The sequence below is a fragment of the Aggregicoccus sp. 17bor-14 genome (assembly GCF_009659535.1).
Classification (GTDB): Bacteria; Myxococcota; Myxococcia; order Myxococcales; family Myxococcaceae; genus Aggregicoccus.
In genome coordinates this window covers 203533-226977 of record NZ_VJZZ01000005.1, presented here as the reverse complement: position 1 = coordinate 226977, position 23445 = coordinate 203533, and the positions used below count along the sequence as shown (strand labels likewise).

Below are 23445 nucleotides of genomic sequence, written 5' to 3'. Positions count from 1 at the left end.
AGTCGGACGCCATGAGATACGCCATGCACCACGAGGAGAGGGGCCGTCCGCGCGCGAGCCCCTGGCTGCTCGCCGCAGCGCTCCTGCTCGCCCCGCTCGCGCGCGCGCAGAGCCCCGCGCCGACCCAGCAGCCGCCTCCGCCCTCCGAGACGAGCGCGCCCGAGCCCGCCGAGACCTCCAAGGAAGAGCCCGAGGGGCCCAAGGTGGAGGTCTACGGCTTCGCCATGCTCGACCTCGGCTACGACTTCGGCCAGAACGACCCCGCCTGGTACGACGTGGTGCGGCCCACGAAGCTGCCCTCCTTCGAGAACGAGTTCGGCACGGACGGCCGCTACTACGCCGGCGTGCGCCAGAGCCGCTTCGGCGTGAAGACCTACCTGCCCACGGGGCTGGGCGAGCTGAAGACCATCTTCGAGTTCGAGCTCTTCGGCGTGGGCGTGGACGCGGGCCAGACCACCTTCCGGCTCAGACACGCCTGGGGAGAGCTGGGCCCCATCGGCGCAGGCCAGACGTGGAGCCCCTTCATGGACCCGGACGTGTTCCCCAACTCCATCGAGTACTGGGGCCCCACCGGCATGGTCTTCTTCCGCAATGTGCAGCTGCGCATCACGCCCTGGCAGACGGAGAGCGGATCGCGCTTCGCCATCGCCTTCGAGAAGCCGGGCTCGAGCCAGGACCTGACCAACTACGCGGACCGCCTCGAGCTCTCGGACGTGAGCGCGCGCTTCCCCGCGCCGGACATCTCCGGCCAGCTGCGGCTCGCCTCCGGGATGGGGCACGTGCAGCTGGCCGGCATCCTGCGGCGCATCAACTGGGATGACCGCGGCACGGATCCTGTCGACCTCACCGGCGGGACGTGGGGCTGGGGCGTGAACCTCAGCGGCAACCTCAAGGTCGCCCAGCACGTGCTGCGCCTGCAGGGCGTCTACGGCAAGGCCATCGAGAACTACATGAACGACGCGCCGGTGGACGTGGCGGTGGAGCCCCAGGCGGACCCGCTCAAGCCGCTCACCGGCGAGCCCATCCCGGTGCTCGGCCTGGTGGCCTTCCTCGACCTCGCGTGGACGAAGCAGGTCAGCAGCAGCATCGGCTACTCGTACATCAACATGGAGAACACGGACTCGCAGGCGCCGGACTCCTTCCACCGCGGGCACTACGCGCTCGCCAACATCCTCTTCTCGCCCGTGCCCAGCGTGATGCTGGGGCCCGAGCTGCAGTGGGGGCGGCGCCAGAACTTCCGCGACGGCTTCTCGGTCGACGACTGGCGCATCCAGTTCTCCGCCAAGTACAGCTTCAAGACCACCATTGGAGGCAAGTGATGGACCGCATGGGCATGAACACGCTTCGCGCAGGGCTGGTCGGCCTCGCGCTCACCGCCGGCCTCGGCGCCTTCGCACAGCCGGCCACCCCCGCGCCCTCGGGTACCGCCACCAGCGCGAGGCCCACCGAGGCGCAGATCCGCTCGGCGCTGGACGCGGCGTACGCGAAGTACCGCAACCTCAAGGAGGGCAAGAACGCGGACTACATCCCCGCGCTCGCCAAGGTGGACCCCAACATCTTCGGCATCGCGCTCGTCACGCCGGACGGCAAGGTCTACACGGCCGGTGACGTGAAATCCGAGGTCTCCATCCAGTCCATCTCCAAGGTCTTCACCATGGCGCTGGTGATGGAGGAGCAGGGGCCGGACGCCATCGCCAACAACATGGGCGTGGACGCGACGGGGCAGGTGTTCAACTCCATCGTCGCGGTGGAGCAGTACAAGGGCAAGGAGATGAACCCCATGGTGAACGCCGGGGCCATCACCGCCACGAGCATGGTGAGCGGCAGCAGCCGCAACGACAAGTGGCGCAAGCTGCTCTCCTACTACTCGGACTTCGCCGCCCGGCCGCTCACCGTGAACCAGGAGGTGTTCAAGTCCGAGGCGGACACGAACCAGCGCAACCGCGCCATCGCGATGCTGATGGCCGCCTACGAGCACATCAAGAGCGACCCGCTCGAGGCGACGGACATCTACACCGAGCAGTGCTCGGTGAACGTGAACGCGAAGGACCTGGCCACCATGGCCGCCACGCTGGCCAACGGCGGCAAGAACCCCATCACCGGCAAGCAGGTGATGAAGGCCGAGAACGTGCCGGAGGTGCTCGCGGTGATGGCCACCGCGGGCCTCTACGACGACTCGGGCAAGTGGCTCTACCGCACGGGCCTGCCGGGCAAGAGCGGCGTGGGCGGCGGCCTCATCGCGGTGTCGCCCGGCAAGTTCGGCATCGCCGTGGTCTCGCCGCCGCTGGACGAGGCGGGCAACTCGGTGAAGGCGCAGAAGGCCATCGCAGACATCTCGAATGCCCTGGGCGGTAACCCCTACGCCGCGGGCGCTGCCTCGGCCAGCGCCACGCGCGGGGCGCAGTAGGCCCGCCGCAACACAGAGAGAGGAGAGGGCGATGCAGACGCGACACACGCACCGGCGCGGGCTCCTGCTCGCCCTGCTCCTGCTCCCGGCGGCCGCGTGGGCGCAGGACCAGGCGGAGGTGGACCCCGGCAAGGTGGAGGCCCCGCCGGAGGCGCAGAAGCCCAAGGAGGACCTCTCGCCGGCAGGCAACGCGATTGCCGGCGAGTTCACCCCGAGCAAGGGCTTCGACCTGCTCAAGAGCGACTGGGGCAGCCTGAACATCAGCATGTACGGGCTGTTCCGCTACGTGAACCAGCTGCCCGCCCAGCAGACCTTCACGGACCACCTGGGGCGCGAGCGGGTCATCAAGACGCGCAACGACCTCAACTGGCACCGCACCATGGTGTGGTTCTCGGGCTTCGCGCTCAACCCGCGCTTCATCTACGTGGTCACGCTGTGGTCCCTGCCCAGCACGCAGCAGACGCTGCTCTTCGGCAACATGCAGTACAGGTTCAACCGGGCGCTCACGCTGGGGGTGGGCATCGGGCCGAACCTCACTGCGCGCTCCATGTCCGGCTCGCACCCCTTCTGGCTCTCGAGCGACCGGGTGATGGGCGAGGAGTTCTTCCGCGGCGGCTTCTCCTCGGGCGCGTGGCTCAAGGGCGAGCTCCTGCCGCGCTTCTTTTACACGGTGTCCGTCAACACCAACCTGAGCCAGCTCGGCATCACCGCGAGCAACGACACGCGCGACCTGGCCTTCAGCGGCACCTTCTGGTGGATGCCCACCACGGGGGAGTTCGGGCAGCGCGGCGGCATGGCGGACTTCGAGGAGCACCCGAGGCTCGCCACCCGCTTCGGCATGTCCGCGGGCCACGCGCGCGAGGACCGCGCGAGCCAGCTGGGGCTCGCCCCCAACGCGACCCAGATCCGCATCTCGGACGGGCTCCTGCTCTTCGAGGAGGGCGCGCTCGCGGACGGCGTCACGGTGCAGAAGGGGACGTACCAGGACTGGGCCATCGACGCCGCGATGAAGTACCGGGGCTTCACGCTGCAGGCGGAGTACTTCTTCCGCTGGCTCAACGACTTCGTCGCCACGGGGCCGCTGCCGATCGACGAGATCTTCGACCACGGCTTCACCGTGCAGGCGATGCACATGCTGCTGCCGAAGAAGCTCGGCCTCTACGGCTCGGCCTCGTACGTGTTCGACGACTTCCAGCGCCACCCCTGGGAGGTGCTCGGAGGCCTGAGCTACTTCCCCTTCGACGCGCGCAGCGTGCGCCTCAACCTGCACGTCATCCACGTGGAGAAGAGCCCCACCGGCTCGAGCTTCGGCTTCTACACCGGCGGGCAGACCGGCACGACGCTGTCGCTCGGCGTGGACATCCTGCTCTGACGAAAGGAGCGCACCGCCATGAGGGTGCTCGCGTTCGCCGCCTCGCTGCGGCAGGCCTCGCTCAACCACCGGCTCGTGGAGCTCGCGGCGCGCATCGCGCGCGAGGCGGGCGCGGAGGTGGACCTCGCCCGCTTCCGCGAGTTCGACATGCCGCTGTACGACGGCGACCTCAACGAGGCGCACGGCCTGCCCGCGGGGGCGCTGCTGCTCAAGCGGCGCATCGAGGCCGCCGACGCGCTGCTCATCGCGAGCCCCGAGTACAACTACTCCATCTCGGGGCTGCTCAAGAACGCGATCGACTGGGTGTCGCGCGCGCGCCCCATGCCCTGGCGCGGCCGCAGCGTCTACCTGCTGGCCGCCTCTCCGGGCCGCATCGGCGGCATCCGCGGGCTGTGGCAGACGCGCATTCCGCTCGAGGGCTGCGGCTCGCTGGTGTTCCCGGACATGTTCGCGCTGGCCGAGGCGAGCGCCGCCTTCACGGAGGGCGGGGACCTGAAGGAGCCGGCGCTCGCCGAGCGCCTGCGCAAGGAGCTCGGCGGCTTCCTGCGCCTCGCGGAGGCGGTGGCCTGCATCACCGGCAGCGCGACGGCGCCGAAGGACCAGGAGCGCCGCGCGCGCATCCAGGAGGCGCTGGAGGAGGAGTCGAAGATTCAGCCCAAGCGGGGCTGAGCCCCCTCCGCGCATGCGTGCGTCAGTCCACCTCAGGCATGGCTCGGCGGTGCTGCGCCGTGGCCTGGGGCGCCGATGGGACTCGCGGGACGCGCGAGAGTGGCGCGAGGGGCACGGCCTCGAGAAGGAGGGGCTGGGTAGGGAACGGGGCTTCTCCAGATGGGTGAAGCCGTCCACGGCGCGTGGGACGGCTGTCTCGAAAGGAGACGCCCCTCCCGGGCGCGGACCGGCGCGTGATGCAAAAAGGTAAAATCCTATTTTACGTTTTTGCGCGAGCCAGCCGTCCGCTCCAGAGGGGGCACGCACACAGAGTGAAGCGGCGCCATGAGCCGAGCGCCGGCGCGTCACCCCTGAGCCTCGCGGACCGGCAACGCCCCACCGCAAAGGGCCGCAGCGCCTCGTCACCCCTCCAGCCCTGACGCCCCCACCGGCAAGCCAGCGCTTCGTGCAGGAACCGAGGCACGAGGAGACGCAGCATGCGCACTCGCGAGCGAAGTTGCCTGCCGCTGCATCAGCGAGGGCACGCACTGGAACGCGTGCTCCTGCGCCGGGCAGGGCGATTGCGAGCGGGGCGGGAAGTGGGTACACGCGCTCCGAAGGCCGTATCCACTGCCCAGGGGACTCCATGCTCCGCCTCGCGCTCGCCGGCACCCTCGCCCTGCTGCTCCATGCCTCCGCTGCCGCCGCGCAGACCAAGCCCGTGGCCAGCCCGCCCCCGCAGCCCGCGCCCGCGCCCCGGCGCGCTCCGCCCGCACACTCCGGCTTCCAGATGGCGGTGCGCACGGGAATCGCGGCGCCGCTGGGAAAGGCGACGGCCGCCGGCGGAGACTCGCTCTCGGACAGCTTCGACGCGCAGGTGCCCCTGACGCTCGACGTGGGCGGGAAGATCGGCGGCCACTTTTTCCTGGGCGGCTACGCCGGGCTGGGCCTCGGGGGCGCAGGGCGCCGCTTCGACCTCGCCTGCTCCGGGGTGGACGTGGAGTGCGTGGGGTACTCGTTCCGGCTCGGCGTGCTCGCCCAGTACAACCTCGCGCCCGCGGCGAAGGTGAACCCCTGGCTGGGCTACGGCGCCGGGGTGGAGGGCAGCGGGGTCGCGGTGAGCACCGCGCGGGGTGACGCCACCTCGACCGCCGTGGGCTGGGACTTCGCGCGGCTGATGGGGGGCGTGGACTTCCGCCTGCCCACGGGCTTCGGCGTGGGGCCGTACGCGGAGCTCGCGCTGGGGCGCTACGACACGCTGACGGAGCATTCGCCCGGCGACGTGAGTCGCAAGACCCACATCGCCGACAAGGCGGTGCACGGCTGGCTCAACGTCGGCGTGCGCATCGTGCTGTTCCCCTAGCGCCAGGCCGCTCTTGCAACCTAGTTGCGGCAGCGCTCGAGCAGGGCGCCGGCCCAGGTGAGGCCGCTGCCCACCACGGCGAGCGCCACGGAGTCGCCCAGGGCGGGGTTGTCCCAGTTCTCGCTGAGCACGGTGGGGGCGCCCGAGGCGCCGCAGTTGCCGCGCCGGTCCACGTTGAAGAAGTGGCGCGCGTCCGGGGTCTCGGTGCGCCGCTGCACGGCCTCGAGCATGCGCAGGTTCGCCTGGTGGCCGATGAGGCTCAGGTCCGCGGGGCTGCGGCCCGGGACGGCGGAGAGCCAGTGCGAGCGCAGCGCGAGGAAGGTCTCGGTGGCGCGCTTGATGGCGAAGGTCTGCACGGCGCTGCCCTGCTGGGTGAAGTGCCCCGCGCGCGGCACCTTCACCTTGTCCGCGCCGGAGGGGTCGCCGCCCAGCAGCGTCTGGGTGATGCGCCAGGGGCCGGGGATGCGCGGGCTGAGCAGCGCGGCGCTGGTGCCGTCGCCCCACAGCACGCAGCTGCTGCGGTCCGAGTAGTCCACCACGCGGGTGCTGTTCTCGGGGTTCACCACGAGGATGAAGTCCGGCAGCCGCTCCTCGCGCATGCCGGTGAGGAAGTGCAGCTGCGCGCCGAACGACGAGCAGGCGGCGTTGATGTCCAGGCTGGGCGCCTCGATGCCCAGGCGCTCCGCGATGCGGCAGGCCTCCGCCGGGATGCACTCGTCCGCGGAGCAGCCGCCGGAGATCACCATGCCCACGTCCTTCACGCTGCGCCCCGCGCGCTCGAGCGCCATGCGCGCCGCGCGCTCGCCCGTCTCGGCGTTCGTGTACTGCGCCGCCTCGAGCGCGCCGCGCACGTCGCGGTTGCGCGTCTCGCGGATGTAGTCCAGCGGCAGCACCGTGTGGCGCGCGCGGATGCCCACGCGCTCCGTGATCCAGGCGTCGTTCGTGTCGAGGCCGAGATCCTGGAGGAAGTCGTTGGTGAGCAGCGTCTCCGGGTGGAAGTGGCCGAGTGCGTGGAGGTACATGAGTCCACCCCTAACCCGCGCCACGTCAGGGCTCTGCCACGGCCCTGCGCATTTTTTTCGCGGAAGCAGCCGGGCCTGCGGGCCTTCGGCACCTCGTTCCGCATATCTGCACATGACGCAGTGCGCGCGGTGCGGCGCGTCACGAGCGGACGCGGCCCCTCTCAGCGTGATGCGGTGTGCACGTTGCCCAGCGCGCGGTAGCGCTCCTGGCAGGCGGCGTAGCGCGTGTCCACGCTGCGGGCGAACCAGGCGGTGCTGCGCTCCTGCTTCAGCTTGGGGCTCTTGAGGCTCACGTCGGGCAGCTGCGCGTACGGCGCGGGCTCGCCCTGGATGCGGGCGTACACGGCCTTGAGCGTGCGCCAGGTCTCGGTCTCCTCCAGCTCGCGCGTCTTCTCGCGCTCGAGGTCACGGCGCACGCGCCCCTCGCTCAGGGTGGAGGGGGCGAAGCGGCGCGCGAAGGCGACGAAGGCCAGCAGGGTGCGCGAGTCCTCGCGCGAGGGGCGCCCATCCACGTCGTACGCGAGCAGGTCGCCGTCCTCCAGCAGCTGCAGCCCGAGCAGGGTGTTGAGCTGCGCCTGCAGCGCGGCGTTGCGGCTGCTGTAGGGCCCCGCGTTGTAGTCCGCGAAGCGGTAGAGGGGCTCGGCGTACGCGGCCTCGTAGCCCCACAGGCGCGCGGTGCCGTAGAAGACGCCGCCGTGGCGCGTGTAGAGCTCGTCGCGCACCGTGTCGGTGGACTGGTGGCGCTGCTCGGCGAGCTCCTGCGCCCAGCGCACGCTCACCTGCATGGAGCCGGCGGTGGTGATGGGGTTCATGTCCTCGAAGGACTGCGAGCCGAAGAGCGCGTTGAGGACGTTGGCCGCGCCGAAGGTGAAGGGGTGCGCGTGGCGGTGGTACTCGAGCAGCTCGCGGAACACGAGGTCCAGGTCGCGCTCGGTGCGCACGCGCTCCAGGCGCTGCGCGAAGGTGAGGCTCTGGCCCGGCGCCTTGCCCGCGAGCATCCGCTCCAGCGCGGGGCGGCCCAGCGGGCCCAGCTTCTTCGCCTTCGCCTCCAGCCCCTCGCGCACGATGCGCGGCAGCTCCGGCACCACGGGGTTCGCCTGGAAGCCGCTCTCCTGCTCGATGATCGCGAACACCCCGCACAGGTGCGGCGCGTCCGGCGGCAGCTCGTGCGCATCGAGCGCCGCGAGCACGTCGCGCGACCAGCCCTCGCGCTCGGCCGCCGGCACGCGGGGCGGGAGCAGCCGCGCGGCCAGCTCGGCGGTGAGGCGGGGCAGGGGAGGGGGCTCGCGCGTGCCGCCGCGCGCGCAGGCGAGCAGCGCGCACGCCAGGGCGGTGAGCAGCAGGGGAGGGCGCACGCGGGAGGTCACGCGAGCACAACCGCGCGCGGGCCCCGCGCCTCGCACCGCGCGTGCGGGCGCTGCTCGCTCCTGCGCAGGGCGGGCGGGCCGGCGTCGGCGGGTCGTGGGAGGGGCCATGCGCCCCATCATGCGCCAGATTGTGGGCTGCGGAGGCCTCGCGCACATGGCTCCACTCCCTCCTCTCTCGCGCCGCGCCCTGCTCGGCGCCGCGGCCGCCGTGCCCCTCGTTCGCCTCGGAAGGCCCCGGCCCATGCTCACCCGCCCCATTCCGCGCACCCGCGAGCCGCTGCCCGTCCTCGGGCTGGGCACCTGGCAGACCTTCGACGTGGGCGCCACGTCCGCCGAGCGCGAGCCGCTGCGCGCGGTGCTCACGCGCTTCCTCGACGCCGGCGGGCGGCTGGTGGACTCCTCGCCCATGTACGGGCGCGCCGAAGCGGTGGTGGGCGAGGAGCTGCGGCAGCTCGGCCGCGCACAGGAGGCCTTCCTCGCGACGAAGGTGTGGACGAGCGGGAAGGAGGCGGGGCGCGCGCAGATCGAGACCTCCGAGCGCCTCATGGGCGCACTGGACCTGGTGCAGGTGCACAACCTGCTCGACTGGGAGGTGCAGCTCGCCACCCTGCGCGAGCTCAAGGCCCAGGGCCGCATCCGCTACGTGGGCGTCACGCACTACCAGCTGAGCGCCTTCGCGCAGCTGGAGCGGCTCCTGCGCACCGAGCATTTGGACTTCATCCAGCTGCCCTACAGCGTCGGCGTGCGCGAGGCGGAGGCGCGGCTGCTGCCGGCGGCGCAGGACACCGGCACCGCGGTGCTGGTGATGCGCCCCTTCGAGGGCGGCGAGCTGCTGCGCCGCATGCGCGGCACGCCCGTGCCCGAGTGGGCCCGCGCCGAGCTGCAGTGCGAGAGCTGGGCGCAGCTCTTCCTCAAGTTCCTCCTCGGCCACCCCGCGGTGAACTGCCCCCTGCCGGCCACCTCCAACCCGGCCCACCTGGAGGACAACCTCGCCGCGGGCCGCGGGCCCCTGCCGGACGCCGCCCAGCGCGCGCGCATCCTCGGGGCACTGGGGCTCTAGCGCGCCCGGTGCGACGCTCCGCGCCAGCGGCCTGCGTCATCGGTGCTCCAATGAAATCCGCTCATCCCCTCTTGCACTTCCGCACATAACCCTTCACCGTGCGCCCGCCTCCCCGGACAAGGAGCTGGCATGCACACTCGCAGCGTTGTGACGAAGCGTCGTATGGCCGCAGTGATCGGTTCCCTCGTTTTCCTCGCCGGTTGCGGCGAGCAGATGGACCCTGCCGAGTCTGAGGTTGCGGAGCAGAGCGCGGAGCTTCACCGCGGCTGCGGCGTGACCCCGACCGAGCAGGAGCAGGCGGAGATGGAGGCGCGCTTCCAGGCGGACAGCGCGAACAAGGTGCACGCGATGCGCACCGCGGGCACCGTCCAGATCCCGGTGTACTTCCACGTGATCAACCGCGGCACGGGCGTGTCCAACGGCGACATCACCTCCACGATGATCAGCAACCAGATGAACGTGCTGAACGCCGCGTACGCGAACACCCCGTACTACTTCACGCTCATCTCCACCGACCGCACCACCAACTCCACGTGGTTCTCGGCCGCGCAGGGCAGCAGCACCGAGCGCACCATCAAGACCACGCTGCGCAAGGGCGGCAAGAACGCGCTGAACCTCTACAGCTGGAACCTCGGCGGCGGCCTGCTGGGCTGGGCCACCTTCCCCTCCAGCTACACCTCGGACCCGTCCATGGACGGCGTGGTCATCCTCTACTCGAGCGTGCCCGGCGGCAGCGCCACCAACTACAACCTCGGCGACACGGCCACCCACGAGGTGGGTCACTGGGTCGGCCTGTACCACACGTTCCAGGGCGGCTGCGCCAGCCCCGGCGACAGCGTGAGCGACACCCCGGCCGAGGCCTCGCCCGCGTCCGGCTGCCCCACGGGCCGCGACACCTGCTCCACCTCGGGCGTGGACCCCATCACCAACTTCATGGACTACACCTACGACAGCTGCATGAACCGCTTCAGCGCGGGTCAGATCAGCCGCATGGACTCGCAGGGCCTGACCTACCGCTAGTCTCGCGGCAGCGTCTCCCTGAGGTCGTGACGTCGTAGTCTCGGCGCCGGAGCTGCCCCGTGAAGTCCCGGGTGGCTCCGGCGCTGTCCGTTTCACCGTGCTTCTCTTCGTGCTCCCTTCGGTGGTCCTCATGCACATGCGCGCCCGTGGCCTCCCGCTGCTCTCCCTCCTCGCTCTCACCGCCTGCTCGCGCGGCGCATCTGCGCCCGACGCGGGCGCGAAGTCGGAGAAGCTGCGCTGGGTGGACCCCGCGAACACGATGGCGGAGGTGAGCGGCAAGCTCGAGCAGCCCATGGCCGCCGCGCGCCGCGTCGCCTTCATCAGCGCCACGCCCTGCGCCGAGGCGCTCACCGCCCCCAGCCTCATCTCGCAGGTGGAGGTGGAGGCGCCGCCGCAGGCGGACTTCTACCTGAAGTTCTGGCAGGCCCGCGGCACCCAGGGCTACGTGTGCGCCGTCGCCTTCGACGCGAAGAACGACGCCGTGGGGCTCGCGAGCGCGGAGGGCCCGCCGCTGCACTTCGGCGAGGACCACCTGGTGCGCGAGAACCTGCGCCTCACGCTCGCCCCGGTGGCGCCCGGCACCCGCGTGCCGCAGCTGCTCGTGGACACGGCGCACTAGGGTGCTGCTTCCAGCAGGGCTGTAAGTCGTTCCGCTGGCGGGGGCGCCCGTGCGCCTGCCCGCTGAGCGATTCCGGCAGCTTGCGCCCCTCGCCTGCCTGCCCACGCTGTGCGTGTTCCTGCCGCCATTCCGCACGCTTGCGCCGTTCATCACCCACCCGACCGGGCGCGTCATTGGTGCACCAAGAAATGGCGCTTCTGGGGCCTTGCACTCGCCCGCATGACTGCCCAACCTGCGTCCCTCCCCCTGGACAAAGGACTGGGAATGAACGTGCGCAATGCAGTGATCGCAGTGGTGGGCAGCCTGACCTTCCTCGCCGGCTGCGGCGAGGCCCCGGACATGAGCAGCGATGACAGCGGCACCAGCGCCGAGCAGTCCGCCGAGCTGCACCGCGGCTGTGCGACCCCCACCCCGACCGCCGAGGAGCAGGCGGCCATCCAGAGCCGCTTCCAGCTGGACGCCGCGAACAAGGTGCACGCGATGCGCACCGCCGGCTCGGTGACCATCCCGGTCTACTTCCACGTCATCAACAACGGCACGAGCATCTCCGCGGGCAACATCCCGGACTCGCAGATCACCGCGCAGATCAACGTGCTCAACGCGGCGTACGCGAGCACGCCCTACAAGTTCTCGCTCGTGTCCACCGACCGCACCACGAACTCCAAGTGGTACACGGTGCGCCAGGGCAGCCGCAACGAGCAGCAGATGAAGGCGGCGCTGCGCAAGGGCGGCGCCAACGCGCTGAACCTCTACACCGCGAACCTCGGCGGCGGCCTGCTGGGCTGGTCCACCTTCCCCTGGGACTACGCGAGCAACCCCACCATGGACGGCGTGGTGATGCTCTTCTCGAGCGTCCCCGGCGGCACCGCCACCAACTACAACGAGGGCGACACGGCCACCCACGAGGTCGGCCACTGGGTCGGCCTCTGGCACACCTTCCAGGGCGGCTGCGCGGCGCCCGGTGACGAGGTGAGCGACACCCCGGCCGAGGCCTCTCCCGCCTCGGGCTGCCCCTCCGGCCGCGACACCTGCGCGGGCGGCGGTCTGGACCCCATCACCAACTTCATGGACTACACCTACGACAGCTGCATGAACACGTTCAGCGCGGGCCAGATCACCCGCGCGGACTCGATGGGCGCGACCTACCGCTAGCCGGTAGCGCGAAGCTCCGCAGCACCCGACGCCGGGGCCTCTGCCGTGCACACTCGCGTGCACGCCGGAGCCCCGGCGTCCCTTTTCCGGTGGCAAGCTGCGTCCCCTCCCATGACGCGCCTGCCCCAGAGCCCCCGCGATGCCTTCCTCCTGCTGCAGCAGCTCGACCAGCGGCTGCAGCGCGCTGCACCCGGCGAGGAGCGGGACGCGGCGCTCGAGGCGCTGCGCGCGCTCGCGGAGGCCGCGCGCGGGGCGCCCGAGGGCGCGCCCCTGCGGCTCGCCACGGTGGTGGTCGCGGTGGGCGCCTCGCAGGAGCGGCTCGAGCTGCTGCTGCTGCCCTCCATCTTCGCGCCCGAGGCCTGGGCCTACACCTTCCTCGAGGGGCTGCTGAAGGTCCCGCTGGACGAGTACGCGGGCAAGCGGCTCGTCGAGGTGGGGTCGGGCTCGGGGTGGATCTGCATCGCGCTCGCACGCTTCACCGCGCTCTCGCGCGTGCACGGCGTGGACCTGAACCCGCAGGCGCCCGTGGTGGCGCGGCTCAACGCCTGGCTCAACGGCGACGCGGCGCTCGTGGAGCGCCTCTCCTTCGCGCAGAGCGACCTGTTGCGCGACGTGTCCGTGAGCGAGGGCTGGGACTTCGTGGTGGGCTGCATCCCGCAGGTGCTGCGCAGCGAGGGGCTGCCGCCCGCGCTCGCTCCCGGACTGGATGCGCTGGCGCCGGACGCGCACGACGCGCAGGCGCTCTACGACCTGTCCAACTACTGCGCCGTGCAGAACGTGTACGAGGACCACTTCGGGCTGGGGCTCATCGCGCGGCTGCTGGACGAGGCGCCCGAGCGCCTCGCGCCCGGCGGGCGGCTGCTGCTCAACCTGGCGGGGCGCCCGGGCCACCGCATCATCGAGCGCATGTTCAGCCGCCGGGGCTTTCGCACCCACGTGCAGGTGGCGCGCCGGGTGATGCAGGCGGCGGACACGGACATCCGCCCGCTGGTGGCGCTCGAGCAGCGCACGGGGCGCGAGTTCGAGTTCTTCATGCAGGCGCACAGCGCGGAGCCCATCCGCGCGGCCACCGCCCTGGGCTGGCTCGCGGCCGGCAACCCCATCTGGCACGAGGTGGCGGTGTGGGAGGCGCGGCCCGCCCTGCCACGCGAGGCGCTCGCGCTGCGGCGCGCGCTGCGGGCGCTGGGCCTGGAGAGCCTGCTCGCGGAGCTGGACCTCGCGCACGCAGGGCAGGAGCAGCTCTCCTTCGTCGCGGCGCTCGCCGAGCGGCTCGCGCACGCGCCCGTGGCGCCGTACGCGCACGAGTCCGGCGACGCCTCCTTCCGCCGCCTCATCGCGCGCTACCTCGAGCGCTTCTTCGACCTGCGGCTGCGCGAGGACGAGGTCTTCGTCGCCCCCGAGCGCGAGCAGGCGGTGTACGCGCTGCTGCTCGCCACCTGCGACGCGGGCGACGAGGTGCTGGTGAGCCGCAACGTGCAGGGCGTGTACGCGCGCGCCCTGGAGAAGGCGGGGGTGCACGTCACCGTGACCCACAACACGCTCTCGGAGATCAAGCGCCTGCTCACCGCGTTCCCGGTGAAGCTGGTGCTGCTGAGCGTGGAGCCCTCGGAGCGCACGAACCTCGCCGCGCTGCGCGACATCCTCGCCGAGGCCGCGCGCCGCGGCATCCGGGTGGTGCTCGACGAGAGCCCCTTCTTCAACATCACCTCCGGCGTGGAGCCGCGCACGCTCTTCGAGTTCCTCGCGCGCGAGCCGAGCCCCCACGCGAACCTGGTGGTGCTCTACGGCCTCATCAAGAACGCGGTGTACCCGGACCTGGAGCTCACGCTGCTGCTGCCCGTGGGCGAGCAGCTGCGCCAGGACCTGGAGGTGGTGGCGGAGGTCACCTACAGCCGCGTGAGCACGCTCGCGCAGTGGTTCTACGAGCGCACCTTCGCGGACCTGCTCTCCTTCCGCATCTCCTTCGGCCCTGCCCCCGAGGTCCCGCCGCGCGCGGAGCCCGCCGTGCCCCTGCCGCGCTCGCAGCGCATCGCGCGGCTCGCGGGCGCTCCCGCGTTCGCGCCCCGGGTGTTCCGCGAGGACGACCCCGAGCGCGTGCGCCTGGACTACGGCGAGAACGAGGGCCCGCTGCCCGCGCCGCTGGTCTCGGGCCTCGTCGCGGCGCTCGCCGCCCCGCACGAGCCGGAGGCGGGGCACGGGCTCGCGGAGGGCGTGGCGGCCTTCCTCCTGGAGACGCGCGGCCTGCGCTACGCGCCGCGCGAGCTGGTGCTCGCGCAAGGGGTGTGGCCGCTGGTGCACGACCTGGGCGTGGCGCTCGCGCGGCAGCTGGGGCGCAGCCCCCGCGTGTTCCTCGCCGCCCCCTGCTACGGCGTGCTGCCGCCCACGCTGGAGGCGGCGGGCTGCGAGGTGGAGGTGGGGCCGCTCGAGGCGCTCTACGCGCGGCGCGGCGGCAGCGCGGGCGCCCGCGCTGCGGATGTCGTGGTGGTGTCGCAGCCGGCCAACCCCGCGGGCACCTACCTCACCCACGAGGAGCTGGTGGAGCTGGCCACCTGGGTGGTGGGGCAGGGCGCGTGGCTGGTGTCCGACGAGATCTTCGGCCTGGTGAACCTGAGCAACCGCGCGGCCGACACGGTGATGAGCCCCGTCACCGTGGAGCAGGTGGTGCCGGGCATCGGAGCGCGCACCCTGGTGCTCGGCGGGCTCTCCAAGGAGTTCGCCGCCGGGGGGCTGCGCGTGGGCTGGCTCGCGGCGCGCGACGCGCGGCTGCTCGCGCGCGTGCAGGAGGCCACGCTCGGCAGGCTGCACCTGGCCACCGCGCGCGCCGCGGCGCACCTCTACGGCGCCTGGGCGCGCGGGGGCGACGGGCGCCTGCTGCACCCCGAGCGCCACCGCGCCGTGCGCGAGTTCCTCACCCGCATGCGCGCGGAGCTCGCGGACAAGCGCGCGCTGCTCGCCGCGGCGCTGCCCGCGCAGGCGCCCGACGAGGCGCGGGAGGCGGGCGGCCTCTTCCTCGCCCCGCGCATGGACGCGTGGCTGGGAAAGCAGGTGGACGGCGTGCGGCTCACGCCCGAGAACCTGCCCGCGCAGGTGTACGCGCACACGCACGTGGTGCTCAACGGCGGCGCCTGGTGCTCGGACCCGCAGCGCGTTCGCGCCGTCTTCTCCATCCCGCGCGCCCCGCTCGAGCGCGCAGCCGCGGCGCTGCGTGCCTTCGCCCAGAAGCTGCGCGACTGAGCCGTAACGCCCTCGTCACGACTGCCCGTCAGGGTGTCCTCACACACCGAATTACGGAGGTGAGGACACATGAAGTGGCGCAGCGTTTCGATGGCGTGCGTGGCGGCGATGGGCCTGGTGGCCTGCGGGGACGACACGGGCGGGTCGGGCGGCGGCGGCGAGCCCGGGCAGCAGGTGAAGGCCGAGGCGAACACGGTGGCCGGGCAGGTGCTGGACGAGCGGGGCGCGCCGGTGGCGGACGCGCTCGTCTCCATCTGGCCCGCGATGTTCGAGGGCTACGTGGAGACCCACTCCGACGCGAAGGGGCTGTACCGCTCGGTGGAGCTCAACGCGAAGACGAACCCCTACTACGCGCAGGCCTACAAGGCCGTCACCTACCATGGCCGGCGCTACTGCATCCGGCTCGCCCCCGCGCAGCACAGCGACCTGGACGCCTTCAACGCCTCGCAGGGCGTGGTGCGCAACTGGCGCTGGAGGCTCACCGGCGACTCCGGCGAGGCGCCGGACGGGATTGGCAGCGAGTCCTGGGGCGGCTCGCTCGAGTTCGACAACCACGTGAACGTCTCCCCGGATGAGCCCGAGTGGGTGGAGCGCACGCAGCGCATCGAGGTGACGCTGGTGCCCACCGGGCCGCTCATCGACGGGAGCACCGGCCAGACGCTGGTGAAGCAGACGCGCGTGCAGGACGGGCTGGGGGACCTTCCGGTGGGCCAGTACACCGTGACGGTGAGCGCGCTGGAGACGGACGGCTCGAAGACGCCGCTCAAGGTGAGCATGGACTACACGGACGAGGCGCCCGGCACGAGCGCCGAGCTGCTGTTCGACGGCTTCGAGCAGTGCGGCCACAGCGGCACCTTCGTGAAGACGGCGCTGTGGCTCTCGCGCTAGGGCGCTCGCCCAGCTAGGCCTGCAGCCAGGTGTCCGGCTGGTGCATACTCCTCCTCGGCGCCGCGCCGCCTGCCACCGCCCGGGCCTCCCTGGCCCGCCCGTCGGGCTGGCTGCGCGGGCAGGTGAGGTGGGATGAGCGACGCAGGCGTGGAGGCGGGTTTCGTCGGCGCGGGCGGACAGCGCTCGCCCGGCCTCGCGCAGGCGCTCTCGCGCGCGTGCGCCGCGGCGCGCGCCGCCTGGCCCGGGCTCCCCGAGCCGGAGGCGGAGTTCGGCGCACACCTCGCGCGGCACGCGGCCGGGGGCAGCGCCGAGGCGCTCGCGGCGCTGAACGTCGCAGACCTCTACCTCGCGTGGGCCTGCGCCCGCGGCGCCCCGGCGGCGCTCGCCGCGCTCGAGCGGCTGCTGCAGCGCGCGGTGGGCCACGCGGTCAAGGGCGGGGTCGCGCCGGCGGACGAGGTGCGCCAGGCGCTGCTGGAGCGGCTGCTCATGGGGAGCGCCGAGCGCGCCGCGCCGCGCATCCTCGACTACGCGGGGCAGGCCCCGCTGGAGCGCTGGCTGCGGGTGGCCGCCGTGCGCACCGCGCTGAACCTGCGCGAGGCACGCGGCAGCGTGGCCCGCGACGCCGGCAGCGACAGCGCGGAACTCGCGCAGCGCGCAGGACCGGATGCGGAGCTGAGTTTCCTCAAGCAGCACTACGCGCGCGAGTTCCGCGAGGCCTTCGACGCGGCGCTCGCGGCGCTCGGCGTGGACGAGCGCAACGTGCTGCGGCTGCACTTCCTGGACGGGCTCTCCATCGACCAGCTGGGGCGCACCTACGGCGTGCACCGCGCCACCGCCGCGCGTTGGGTGGTGCGCGGCCGCAAGGCGCTGCTGGACGAGACGCGCGCGCGCCTTCAGCAGCGCTGGCGCATGTCCGAGCCCGAGCTGGACAGCGTGCTGCGCCAGGTGCGCAGCCAGCTGGACGTCACGCTGCGCTGGCTGCGCTCGACGCCCGCCCCCGGAGGCTCCGGAGACTAGCGCCCCGCTCAGCCTGCCAGCTGGGTGCGTGCGCCCTGGAGTTTGCCCGCGCGGCGCGCAGGGCGCAGCGGCGCGGCGGCTCGCGGCGGCGCATCGCTCGCGGCCGGCAGCAGGGGGAGGCGCGGGGGCAGCGCCGCGCACGCGGCCTCCACCACCTGGCACAGGGCCCCGTGCCCGAGGCCCTCCGGCCCCACCAGCCCCTCCTCGGCGAGCGCCGCGAGCAGCGCGCGCACCGGGCCTGCCGCCACCGCGCCCGAGCGGCCGCCGGACTCCAGCAGCTCGCGCAGCAGGTGCAGGCCTTCGGAGCCCAGCTCCGCGCCCAGCGCGGCGAGGCGCGGCTGGAGGTGGGCCTGCAGCCGCGCGGGGGCGCAGGGCGACGCCTCGGGCTCGCGCGCCTGCTCGCGCAGGGCCTGCAGCAGGAGGAAGGGGTTTCCACCCGCGTAGCGCCACAGCGCCTCGGCCTGCGCCGCGCCCAGCCCGGGGTGGCCGAGCGAGGCGAGCAGCTCCAGGGTTGCTGCGCGCGAGAGGGCGCCCACGCGCACCTCGCGCGCCTGGCCCTGGGCGCCGAGGCGCGCGACCAGCGCCTGCACCGGCGCGGCGCCCGCGCCCGGCGTCCAGCACGCGAGCAGCCGCACCGGCTCGCCCGCGCCCGGAGGGGGGCGCTCGCCGAGCAGGTACTCGAGGAAGGCGAGGCTCGCGTCGTCGCAGTGCTCGAGCCCGTCCACCACCAGCACCTGGAGCCCTTGCGTGGCGGCGCGGAAGGCCGCGGCGAGCGCCTCGTAGGTGGCGAGCGCGGTGGGGGCACTGCCCCCGGCGTCGCGCGCGAGCTGCACGAGAATGCGGCCCGCCCACCCGGGAAGGCGCGTCCCGGGGCGCTCGGCGCGCAGCTGGCGCAGCAGCCGCAGCGCGCTCGCGAACGCGACGGGGCGCTCTCCGGGCTGGCAGCCCACGCGCAGGCACGGGCCGCGGCTCGCGGCGAAGTCCACCGCGAGCCGGCTCTTGCCCACGCCCGGCGCACCGGCGAGGAAGGCCGCCTGCCCCGCAGCCCACGCCTCCTCCAGCGCGCGCCACTCGCCCCCGCGCCCCACCAGGCGCTCGGGGCGCAGCAGCGCCGCGGGCAGGGGCGCCGCGGCCCCCGCGCCCTCGGCGGGGCGCACGCTCGCGGCGCCGCGGGTGCGGATGCGCTGCGCGAGCGCAGCCGTCTCGGGGCCCGGCGTGGCCTCCAGCTGCACGCAGAGCTCGCGCTTGAGCTGCTCGTACACGGCGAGCGCGGCGCTGCGGTTGCCTAGCGCCGCGTGCAGCCCCATCAGCGCGCGCGCCGCGCGCTCCGAGGTGGCCTCGGCGCGCACCCACCGCTCCGCCACGCCCAGCGCCGCGTCCAGCTCGCCCGCGTCCTGCAGCCGCTGCAGCTCGCGCTCGCACAGGCGGCGCACGCGCCCCTCGGCCTCCACGCGCATCGCGTCCAGCCACCCCGTCGCATCCAGCTCCCCGTCCAGCACGCGCCCCGCGAGCAGCTCCCCGCAGTGCGCGAGCAGGTCGCCCGCGGGCTTGAGGCCCAGGGCCGCGTCGCGCAGGTGCCACAGGTCCACGTCCAGCCCGGGCGCGAGCGACACCGGCCCGTTCCACTCCAGCTGCTGCAGCAGCTCGTGCCCGCCGCAGGCGAGGCGCAGCCGGCGCAGCATCTGGCGCAGGTTCGCCCCCGCAGTGGCCGCCGGCACGCTGGGCCAGAGCATCGCGGCGAGCTCGGGCCGGGTCGTGGGCAGGCCCCGCACCAGGTACGCGAGCATCACCAGCTGGTTGCGCTCCAGGCGCACCGGGCCGTTGGGGCCCCACAGCTCACCGCGGCCGAGCAGGCGGAGCCTCCAGCCCGGGGCGGCAGCGGGGGAGACGGCGGGGGTGTGCGAGGCGTCGTGGGGCATGGATTTTCCCTCCTGCCCGCCGTGACAGGAGCCCCCGGAAAATGTCGCACGCCGCCTTGGAAGATTTCTGCCGGGCCTCTCTTTTCGCGGGGTTAGAGCGCCAGCGCCTGGCCCAGCCCCCGCTCCCGGGCGAGCCGGTACGCGAGCTGCGCGGCGCACAAGTCCTCCACCGCGAGCCCCAGCGACTTGAAGACGGTGACCTCCTCGGCGCTCTGTCGCCCTGGGGCCCGGCCGCCGATGACCTCGCCCAGCTCCGCCCTCAGGTGCGCGGGGCCGAAGCGCCCCTCGCGCAGGCCCTGCACCACGTCGCCGGACTCGGCGAGCGCCGCCGTGCGCGAGTCCACGAAGAGGCGCGAGCGCGCGAGGAGCACGGGATCCAGCTCCCGCTCCGCCGGCCGGCACGCGCCCACGGAGACCACGTGCGCGCCCGGCGCCACCCACGCATCCTGCAGCACGGGCTCGGTGGCCGCGGTGGCGAGCACCACCGCTTGCGCGCCCTGCACCGCCTCCTCGGCGCTGTCCACCGCGCGCATCCGCCCGGGTGCGGCTGCCGCGGCGTGCGCGCGGGCGAAGCGCTCGCGGCTCTCCTGGCGCGGGCTCCACACCCGCACCTCCTCGAGCGGGCCGAGGTGTGAAAGCGCGTGCAGGTGGCTCTGGGCCTGCACGCCCGCGCCCAGCAGCGCGAGCGTGCGCACGGGCCCGGCCGCGAGGTGGCGCACGGAGAGGGCCGAGACGGCCGCGGTGCGCAGCTCTGTGATGTAGCGCCCGTCCAGCAGCGCGAGCAGGGCGCCCGTGTCCGGGTCCAGCAGCAGCACGGTGGCGAGGTGGCTGGGCAGCCCGCGCGCGGCGTTCGCGTGCACCACGGTGACGAGCTTCGCGCCCAGCGCGGGCGGGGCCGGGCTGTAGGCCGGCATCACCCCGAAGAAGGAGGCCGCAGGGCCCACCGCGAGCACGCTGCGCTGCGGCTGCACGAGCTCGCCCGCGGAGAAGCGGGAGAGCGTCTCCGCGAGCGCGGGCAGCAGCGCGTCCAGGGTGAGCACGCGCCGCACGTCCGCCTCGTTCAGCAGCAGGAAGGGCTGGGCCATGCCCCCTAGCCTAGACGCGCCCAGAAGGAGCGGCGCGAGGAGATGCGCTCGAGCGCGTCCTGCAGCTCCTCGTCGAACTCGGCGCGCGTGGCGATGTCCCCCATGGCGATGATGCCCACCAGCCGGTTGTCGCGCTCCACCACCGGGATGCGGCGCACCTGCTTGCGGCCCATCAGCTCGATGATGTCGTTGAGCGCGTCCTCGGGCGTGGCCACCTCCAGGTCCTCGGAGGACATGATGTCCGAGACGCGCACCTGCGAGGGCATCCGGTCCTCGCTCATCGCGCGCACCACGAGGTCGCGGTCCGTCACCACGCCGAGCAGCCTTCCCTGCGCGTCCGTCACCGGCACGATGCCCACGTTCTCCTCGCGCATCAGCCGCGCCACCTCGCGCAGCGTGTGCTCGGGCATCACCGTCTTCACGCCGCGGCTCATCACGTCGTTCGCGCACAGGGGCTCCTTCGCCCAGCGCCCGCGGCGCATCAGCCCGAGGCCCGCGCCCACCGCGCCCAGGCCCGCGGCCGCGAGCGCCATCGTGCGCCCGGTGGGCATGTGGCTGCCCTCGTTGCGCTCGTTGCCGCGCTGCCAGTCGCCGCGCTGGAAGTCGCCGCGCTGCAGGTCGCCGCGCTGGAACTCCTCCGTGCGGTAGGTCTCCTGCCCGCGGAAGCCCTCGTTGCGTCCCTGCATCTCCGCGTAGCGCTCGGGGCGCACGCCATAGTTGCTGCCCTGGCCGTAGTTCTCGCCGCGCACGCCCTCGCTGCGGTAGTCCTCGGGGCGATCGTAGGGGCGCGACTCGCCGCGGAAGTCGCGCTGCAGGTCGTCGCGGCCCATGCGGCGGTTCACGCCGCGCGAGAGTGCCTCGCGGTAGAAGTCGCGCTGCGAGCTGCCGCTGCTGCCCAGGCCGCCCGTCATGCCGTAGGACTGCCGGCCTGCCGTGTCCTGCGGGCGCGTGCTGCGGCCGTTGGAGGCGTCGTCGTAGCCCGCGCTGCCGGCATTCAGTCCGCGGTTCGTGTCGGCGTTGTCACGGGGGAGGTCAGGGTTCTTGGGGTTCGCCATGGCGCGTGGCTCCAGGGGAGGGAGAGGGGGACGGGGGGACAGCGCGTCACAAGGTGCGCGCAGGGGTGCGGAGTGCACAGGGCCCCCGCGTGCAGCGGACGCCTGCAGGGCCGCAGGTCGGCCCGGCCGCGCGTCCACCGCGCGGCGCGCTTCACGCGGCGGAGGGGAATAAGCGGCGTCGCCCCTGCCCGGACGGGCCGCGCGGGCTACACGCCGAGCAGCGCGCGAAGGGCAGCGAAGGCGGCGAGCCCCACCGCGAGCCCCAGCCACATCCGGCCGAAGCGCCACAGCACCAGTGCGGCCACGGCCGCCGCGAGCACGCGCGCGGGCGTCTGCCCCCGCGGTCCCGAGAGCGCGGGCACCACCAGCGCGGTGAACACCGACACCGGCACGAAGCGCAGGAAGTCGAGCCAGAAGGGCGGCAGCTGCAGGTCGTTGAAGCGCAGGCCCACCCAGCGCGTGGCGTAGGTGAGCGCGGCCATGGCGCAGATGACGGCGAGCGGGCTCAAGGCCGCGCCTCGCGCTCGCGCCGGCGCTTCGCCTGCGAGAGCACCGCCCCCAGCAGCGCGCCGCCCACCGCCGTGAGCAGCACCACCAGGCCCCCGGGCGCCACCCGCGAGAGCGCGAGCGCGAAGAGGCCGGAAGCCGCCGCGACGGTCCACTCCGTGCGCGCGCGCAGCATGGGGATGAGCAGCGCGAGGAAGGCGAGCGGAAAGACGAAGTCCACGCCCAGGCGCTCGGGGTCGGGCACGGCCGCGCCGGCGAGGATGCCCAGGAAGGTGAAGACGTTCCACACGGTGAAGAGGCTCGCGCCCGAGCCCAGCACGAAGCGGAAGTCGCGCCGGGGCTCGGCCACCGTCACGCCGTAGGTCTCGTCCGTGAGGAAGTGCGCCGCGAGCGCGCGCTCGCCCGGGGTGAAGGGGACGAGCCGTCCCAGGGACAGGCCGTAGAGCACGTGGCGCAGGTTGAGCAGCAGCGTGGTGAAGAGCAGCGCCCCCACCGAGGCGCGCTCGGCGAAGAGCCCCGCCGCGCTGAACTGCGCGCCGCCCGCGTAGACCAGCACGCTCATCAGCTGCGTGTCGCGCACGCTCAGCCCCGCGGCGCGTGCCGTCACCGCGTACGCGAGCCCGAAGGGGGCCGCGCCCAGCCACAGGGGGAGCGTGGCGCGGTAGCCGCGCCAGAAGGAGGAGGTCATCTCGCGCGGCACACTACACGCCGCCGTCTGCGCGCGCGTGCGCTCGATGCGGGCTCAGCCCGCGGGAGAGGGATCCACGGGCGCGGGCGCAGGCGGGGAGGCCGCCGCCTCGCGCGCGCGCTCCTCGCGCCGCAGCTTGCGCCAGTGCAGGAAGGGCAGCCACTGCCCGCGCCGCGCCGCCGCCCACGCGAGCGCCACGCCGGCCGCCGTGCACAGCAGCACCGCGGTGTAGCCGCCCTCGGCGCCGAAGGGCCCGCCCGTCCACGCCACCGGGCCCACCAGCGCGCTGTCCACCAGGCCGTCCATCTTCATGCCGGACACGTCCACGCCCAGCAGCGGCCCCTGCACCCAGTTCCACGCCCAGTGGATGCCCACGGCGAACCACAGCGAGCGCGTGAGCATGTACGCCGCGCCCAGCAGGAGCCCCGCCTCCACCGCGATGGCGACGGAGGAGTACACCGTGGCGTCCGGGTTCATCAGGTGCCCCGCGCCGAAGAGGGCGCTGGAGACGAGCAGCGCCACGGTGGAGCCGAGCCACTGCTCCAGCAGGCGGAAGATGATGCCGCGCACCATCAGCTCCTCCGAGTACGCCACGGCGGCGAAGGCGTAGAGGTACACGCCTGCCTCGCGCAGCTCCTCGCCCAGCGTCTCGCCCGTCGCCTCCACGCGGTACCAGCCGAGCAGCGCGAAGAGCCCCACCACGGCGCCCATCAGCCCCGCGCCCACCAGCAGCCCCCAGCCCAGGTGCGGCCAGAAGCGCCGCAGGGAGAAGCCCAGCTTCGCGGGCGGCTCGCGCTGCAGGTAGCGCCCCACGACGAGCACCGCCACCGTGCAGTAGAGCGCGGAGAGCAGCGGGCCCACGGAGAGCCGGTGCAGCTCGCGCAGCTCCGGCGACGCGAGCCCCAGCAGCAGCGGGCGCAGGACGGGCGAGAGCGCCGCGCTGAGCAGACCCGTCAGCACGAGCGTAACGACGAGGCACACCAGGGGATGGCGCAGCAGGCGCTTGAGCATGGCGCCATCCT

At 73.3% G+C, this 23445-nt stretch carries 20 protein-coding genes; 12 read left to right on the top strand and 8 right to left on the bottom strand.

Annotation, left to right across the window (positions count from 1 at the left end; genetic code table 11):
- Positions 1–11 precede the first annotated feature (11 nt).
- The 5 genes from FGE12_RS11915 (at position 12) to FGE12_RS11895 (ending at position 5790) form a co-directional block, all read left to right on the top strand.
- Complete coding sequence (locus FGE12_RS11915; RefSeq protein WP_194797810.1) at positions 12–1319, top strand: DcaP family trimeric outer membrane transporter; 1308 nt, start codon at positions 12–14, stop codon at positions 1317–1319.
- 14 nt (positions 1320–1333) lie between these two features.
- The gene (gene glsA / locus FGE12_RS11910; protein WP_153866723.1) at positions 1334–2407 is read left to right on the top strand and encodes a glutaminase A; all 1074 of its coding nucleotides are present in this window, start codon (positions 1334–1336) and stop codon (positions 2405–2407) included.
- A gap of 31 nt (positions 2408–2438) precedes the next feature.
- Positions 2439–3779 (top strand): hypothetical protein, encoded by a 1341-nt coding sequence (locus FGE12_RS11905; RefSeq protein ID WP_153866545.1) that lies wholly within the window; start codon positions 2439–2441, stop codon positions 3777–3779.
- 18 nt (positions 3780–3797) lie between these two features.
- Complete coding sequence (locus tag FGE12_RS11900; protein WP_153866544.1) at positions 3798–4448, top strand: NADPH-dependent FMN reductase; 651 nt, start codon at positions 3798–3800, stop codon at positions 4446–4448.
- Between the two features lie 625 nt (positions 4449–5073).
- Positions 5074–5790: a hypothetical protein gene (locus FGE12_RS11895; protein WP_153866543.1), complete on the top strand. Its 717-nt coding sequence runs from the start codon at positions 5074–5076 to the stop codon at positions 5788–5790.
- Positions 5791–5810: 20 nt separating this feature from the next.
- Here FGE12_RS11895 and FGE12_RS11890 read toward each other — a convergent pair whose 3' ends face one another.
- Together FGE12_RS11890 and FGE12_RS11885 are read right to left on the bottom strand one after the other, a co-directional pair.
- Positions 5811–6812 carry a 3-oxoacyl-ACP synthase III family protein gene (locus tag FGE12_RS11890; protein WP_153866542.1) on the bottom strand — a complete coding sequence of 334 codons (1002 nt, stop codon included), beginning with the start codon at positions 6810–6812 and terminating at the stop codon, positions 5811–5813.
- A 161-nt stretch (positions 6813–6973) separates the two neighbouring features.
- The gene (locus FGE12_RS11885; protein ID WP_370458964.1) at positions 6974–8167 is read right to left on the bottom strand and encodes a DUF1615 family protein; all 1194 of its coding nucleotides are present in this window, start codon (positions 8165–8167) and stop codon (positions 6974–6976) included.
- A 253-nt stretch (positions 8168–8420) separates the two neighbouring features.
- Between FGE12_RS11885 and FGE12_RS11880 the strand changes: the two genes are divergently transcribed.
- From FGE12_RS11880 to FGE12_RS11850, 7 genes are all read left to right on the top strand, one after another.
- Positions 8421–9239 (top strand): aldo/keto reductase, encoded by an 819-nt coding sequence (locus tag FGE12_RS11880; protein ID WP_153866540.1) that lies wholly within the window; start codon positions 8421–8423, stop codon positions 9237–9239.
- A 273-nt stretch (positions 9240–9512) separates the two neighbouring features.
- Positions 9513–10259, top strand: coding sequence for a zinc metalloprotease (locus tag FGE12_RS11875; RefSeq protein ID WP_370458963.1), 747 nt, complete (start codon positions 9513–9515; stop codon positions 10257–10259).
- Positions 10260–10395: 136 nt separating this feature from the next.
- Positions 10396–10878: a hypothetical protein gene (locus tag FGE12_RS11870; RefSeq protein WP_153866538.1), complete on the top strand. Its 483-nt coding sequence runs from the start codon at positions 10396–10398 to the stop codon at positions 10876–10878.
- Between the two features lie 264 nt (positions 10879–11142).
- Positions 11143–12030, top strand: coding sequence for a zinc metalloprotease (locus FGE12_RS11865; protein WP_153866537.1), 888 nt, complete (start codon positions 11143–11145; stop codon positions 12028–12030).
- 111 nt (positions 12031–12141) lie between these two features.
- A complete protein-coding gene (locus FGE12_RS11860) occupies positions 12142–15264 on the top strand; it encodes an aminotransferase class I/II-fold pyridoxal phosphate-dependent enzyme (protein WP_153866536.1) in 3123 nt (1040 codons plus the stop codon).
- Positions 15265–15333: 69 nt separating this feature from the next.
- Entirely contained in the window at positions 15334–16152 is an 819-nt protein-coding gene (locus tag FGE12_RS11855) for a carboxypeptidase regulatory-like domain-containing protein (RefSeq protein WP_153866535.1), read from the top strand.
- Between the two features lie 132 nt (positions 16153–16284).
- Positions 16285–17169, top strand: coding sequence for a sigma-70 family RNA polymerase sigma factor (locus FGE12_RS11850; RefSeq protein ID WP_153866534.1), 885 nt, complete (start codon positions 16285–16287; stop codon positions 17167–17169).
- 8 nt (positions 17170–17177) lie between these two features.
- Here FGE12_RS11850 and FGE12_RS11845 read toward each other — a convergent pair whose 3' ends face one another.
- From FGE12_RS11845 to FGE12_RS11820, 6 genes are all read right to left on the bottom strand, one after another.
- Positions 17178–19088 carry an AAA family ATPase gene (locus FGE12_RS11845; RefSeq protein ID WP_153866533.1) on the bottom strand — a complete coding sequence of 637 codons (1911 nt, stop codon included), beginning with the start codon at positions 19086–19088 and terminating at the stop codon, positions 17178–17180.
- 92 nt (positions 19089–19180) lie between these two features.
- Complete coding sequence (locus tag FGE12_RS11840) at positions 19181–20173, bottom strand: ornithine cyclodeaminase family protein (RefSeq protein WP_153866532.1); 993 nt, start codon at positions 20171–20173, stop codon at positions 19181–19183.
- A 5-nt stretch (positions 20174–20178) separates the two neighbouring features.
- Positions 20179–21228 (bottom strand): CBS domain-containing protein, encoded by a 1050-nt coding sequence (locus FGE12_RS11835; RefSeq protein WP_153866531.1) that lies wholly within the window; start codon positions 21226–21228, stop codon positions 20179–20181.
- A 206-nt stretch (positions 21229–21434) separates the two neighbouring features.
- Positions 21435–21737: an AzlD domain-containing protein gene (locus tag FGE12_RS11830; RefSeq protein WP_153866530.1), complete on the bottom strand. Its 303-nt coding sequence runs from the start codon at positions 21735–21737 to the stop codon at positions 21435–21437.
- Entirely contained in the window at positions 21734–22423 is a 690-nt protein-coding gene (locus FGE12_RS11825; RefSeq protein WP_153866529.1) for an AzlC family ABC transporter permease, read from the bottom strand. Before FGE12_RS11825 ends, FGE12_RS11830 begins: the two co-directional genes overlap by 4 nt.
- A gap of 54 nt (positions 22424–22477) precedes the next feature.
- Positions 22478–23434 carry a CPBP family intramembrane glutamic endopeptidase gene (locus FGE12_RS11820; protein ID WP_153866528.1) on the bottom strand — a complete coding sequence of 319 codons (957 nt, stop codon included), beginning with the start codon at positions 23432–23434 and terminating at the stop codon, positions 22478–22480.
- Positions 23435–23445: the final 11 nt, after the last annotated feature.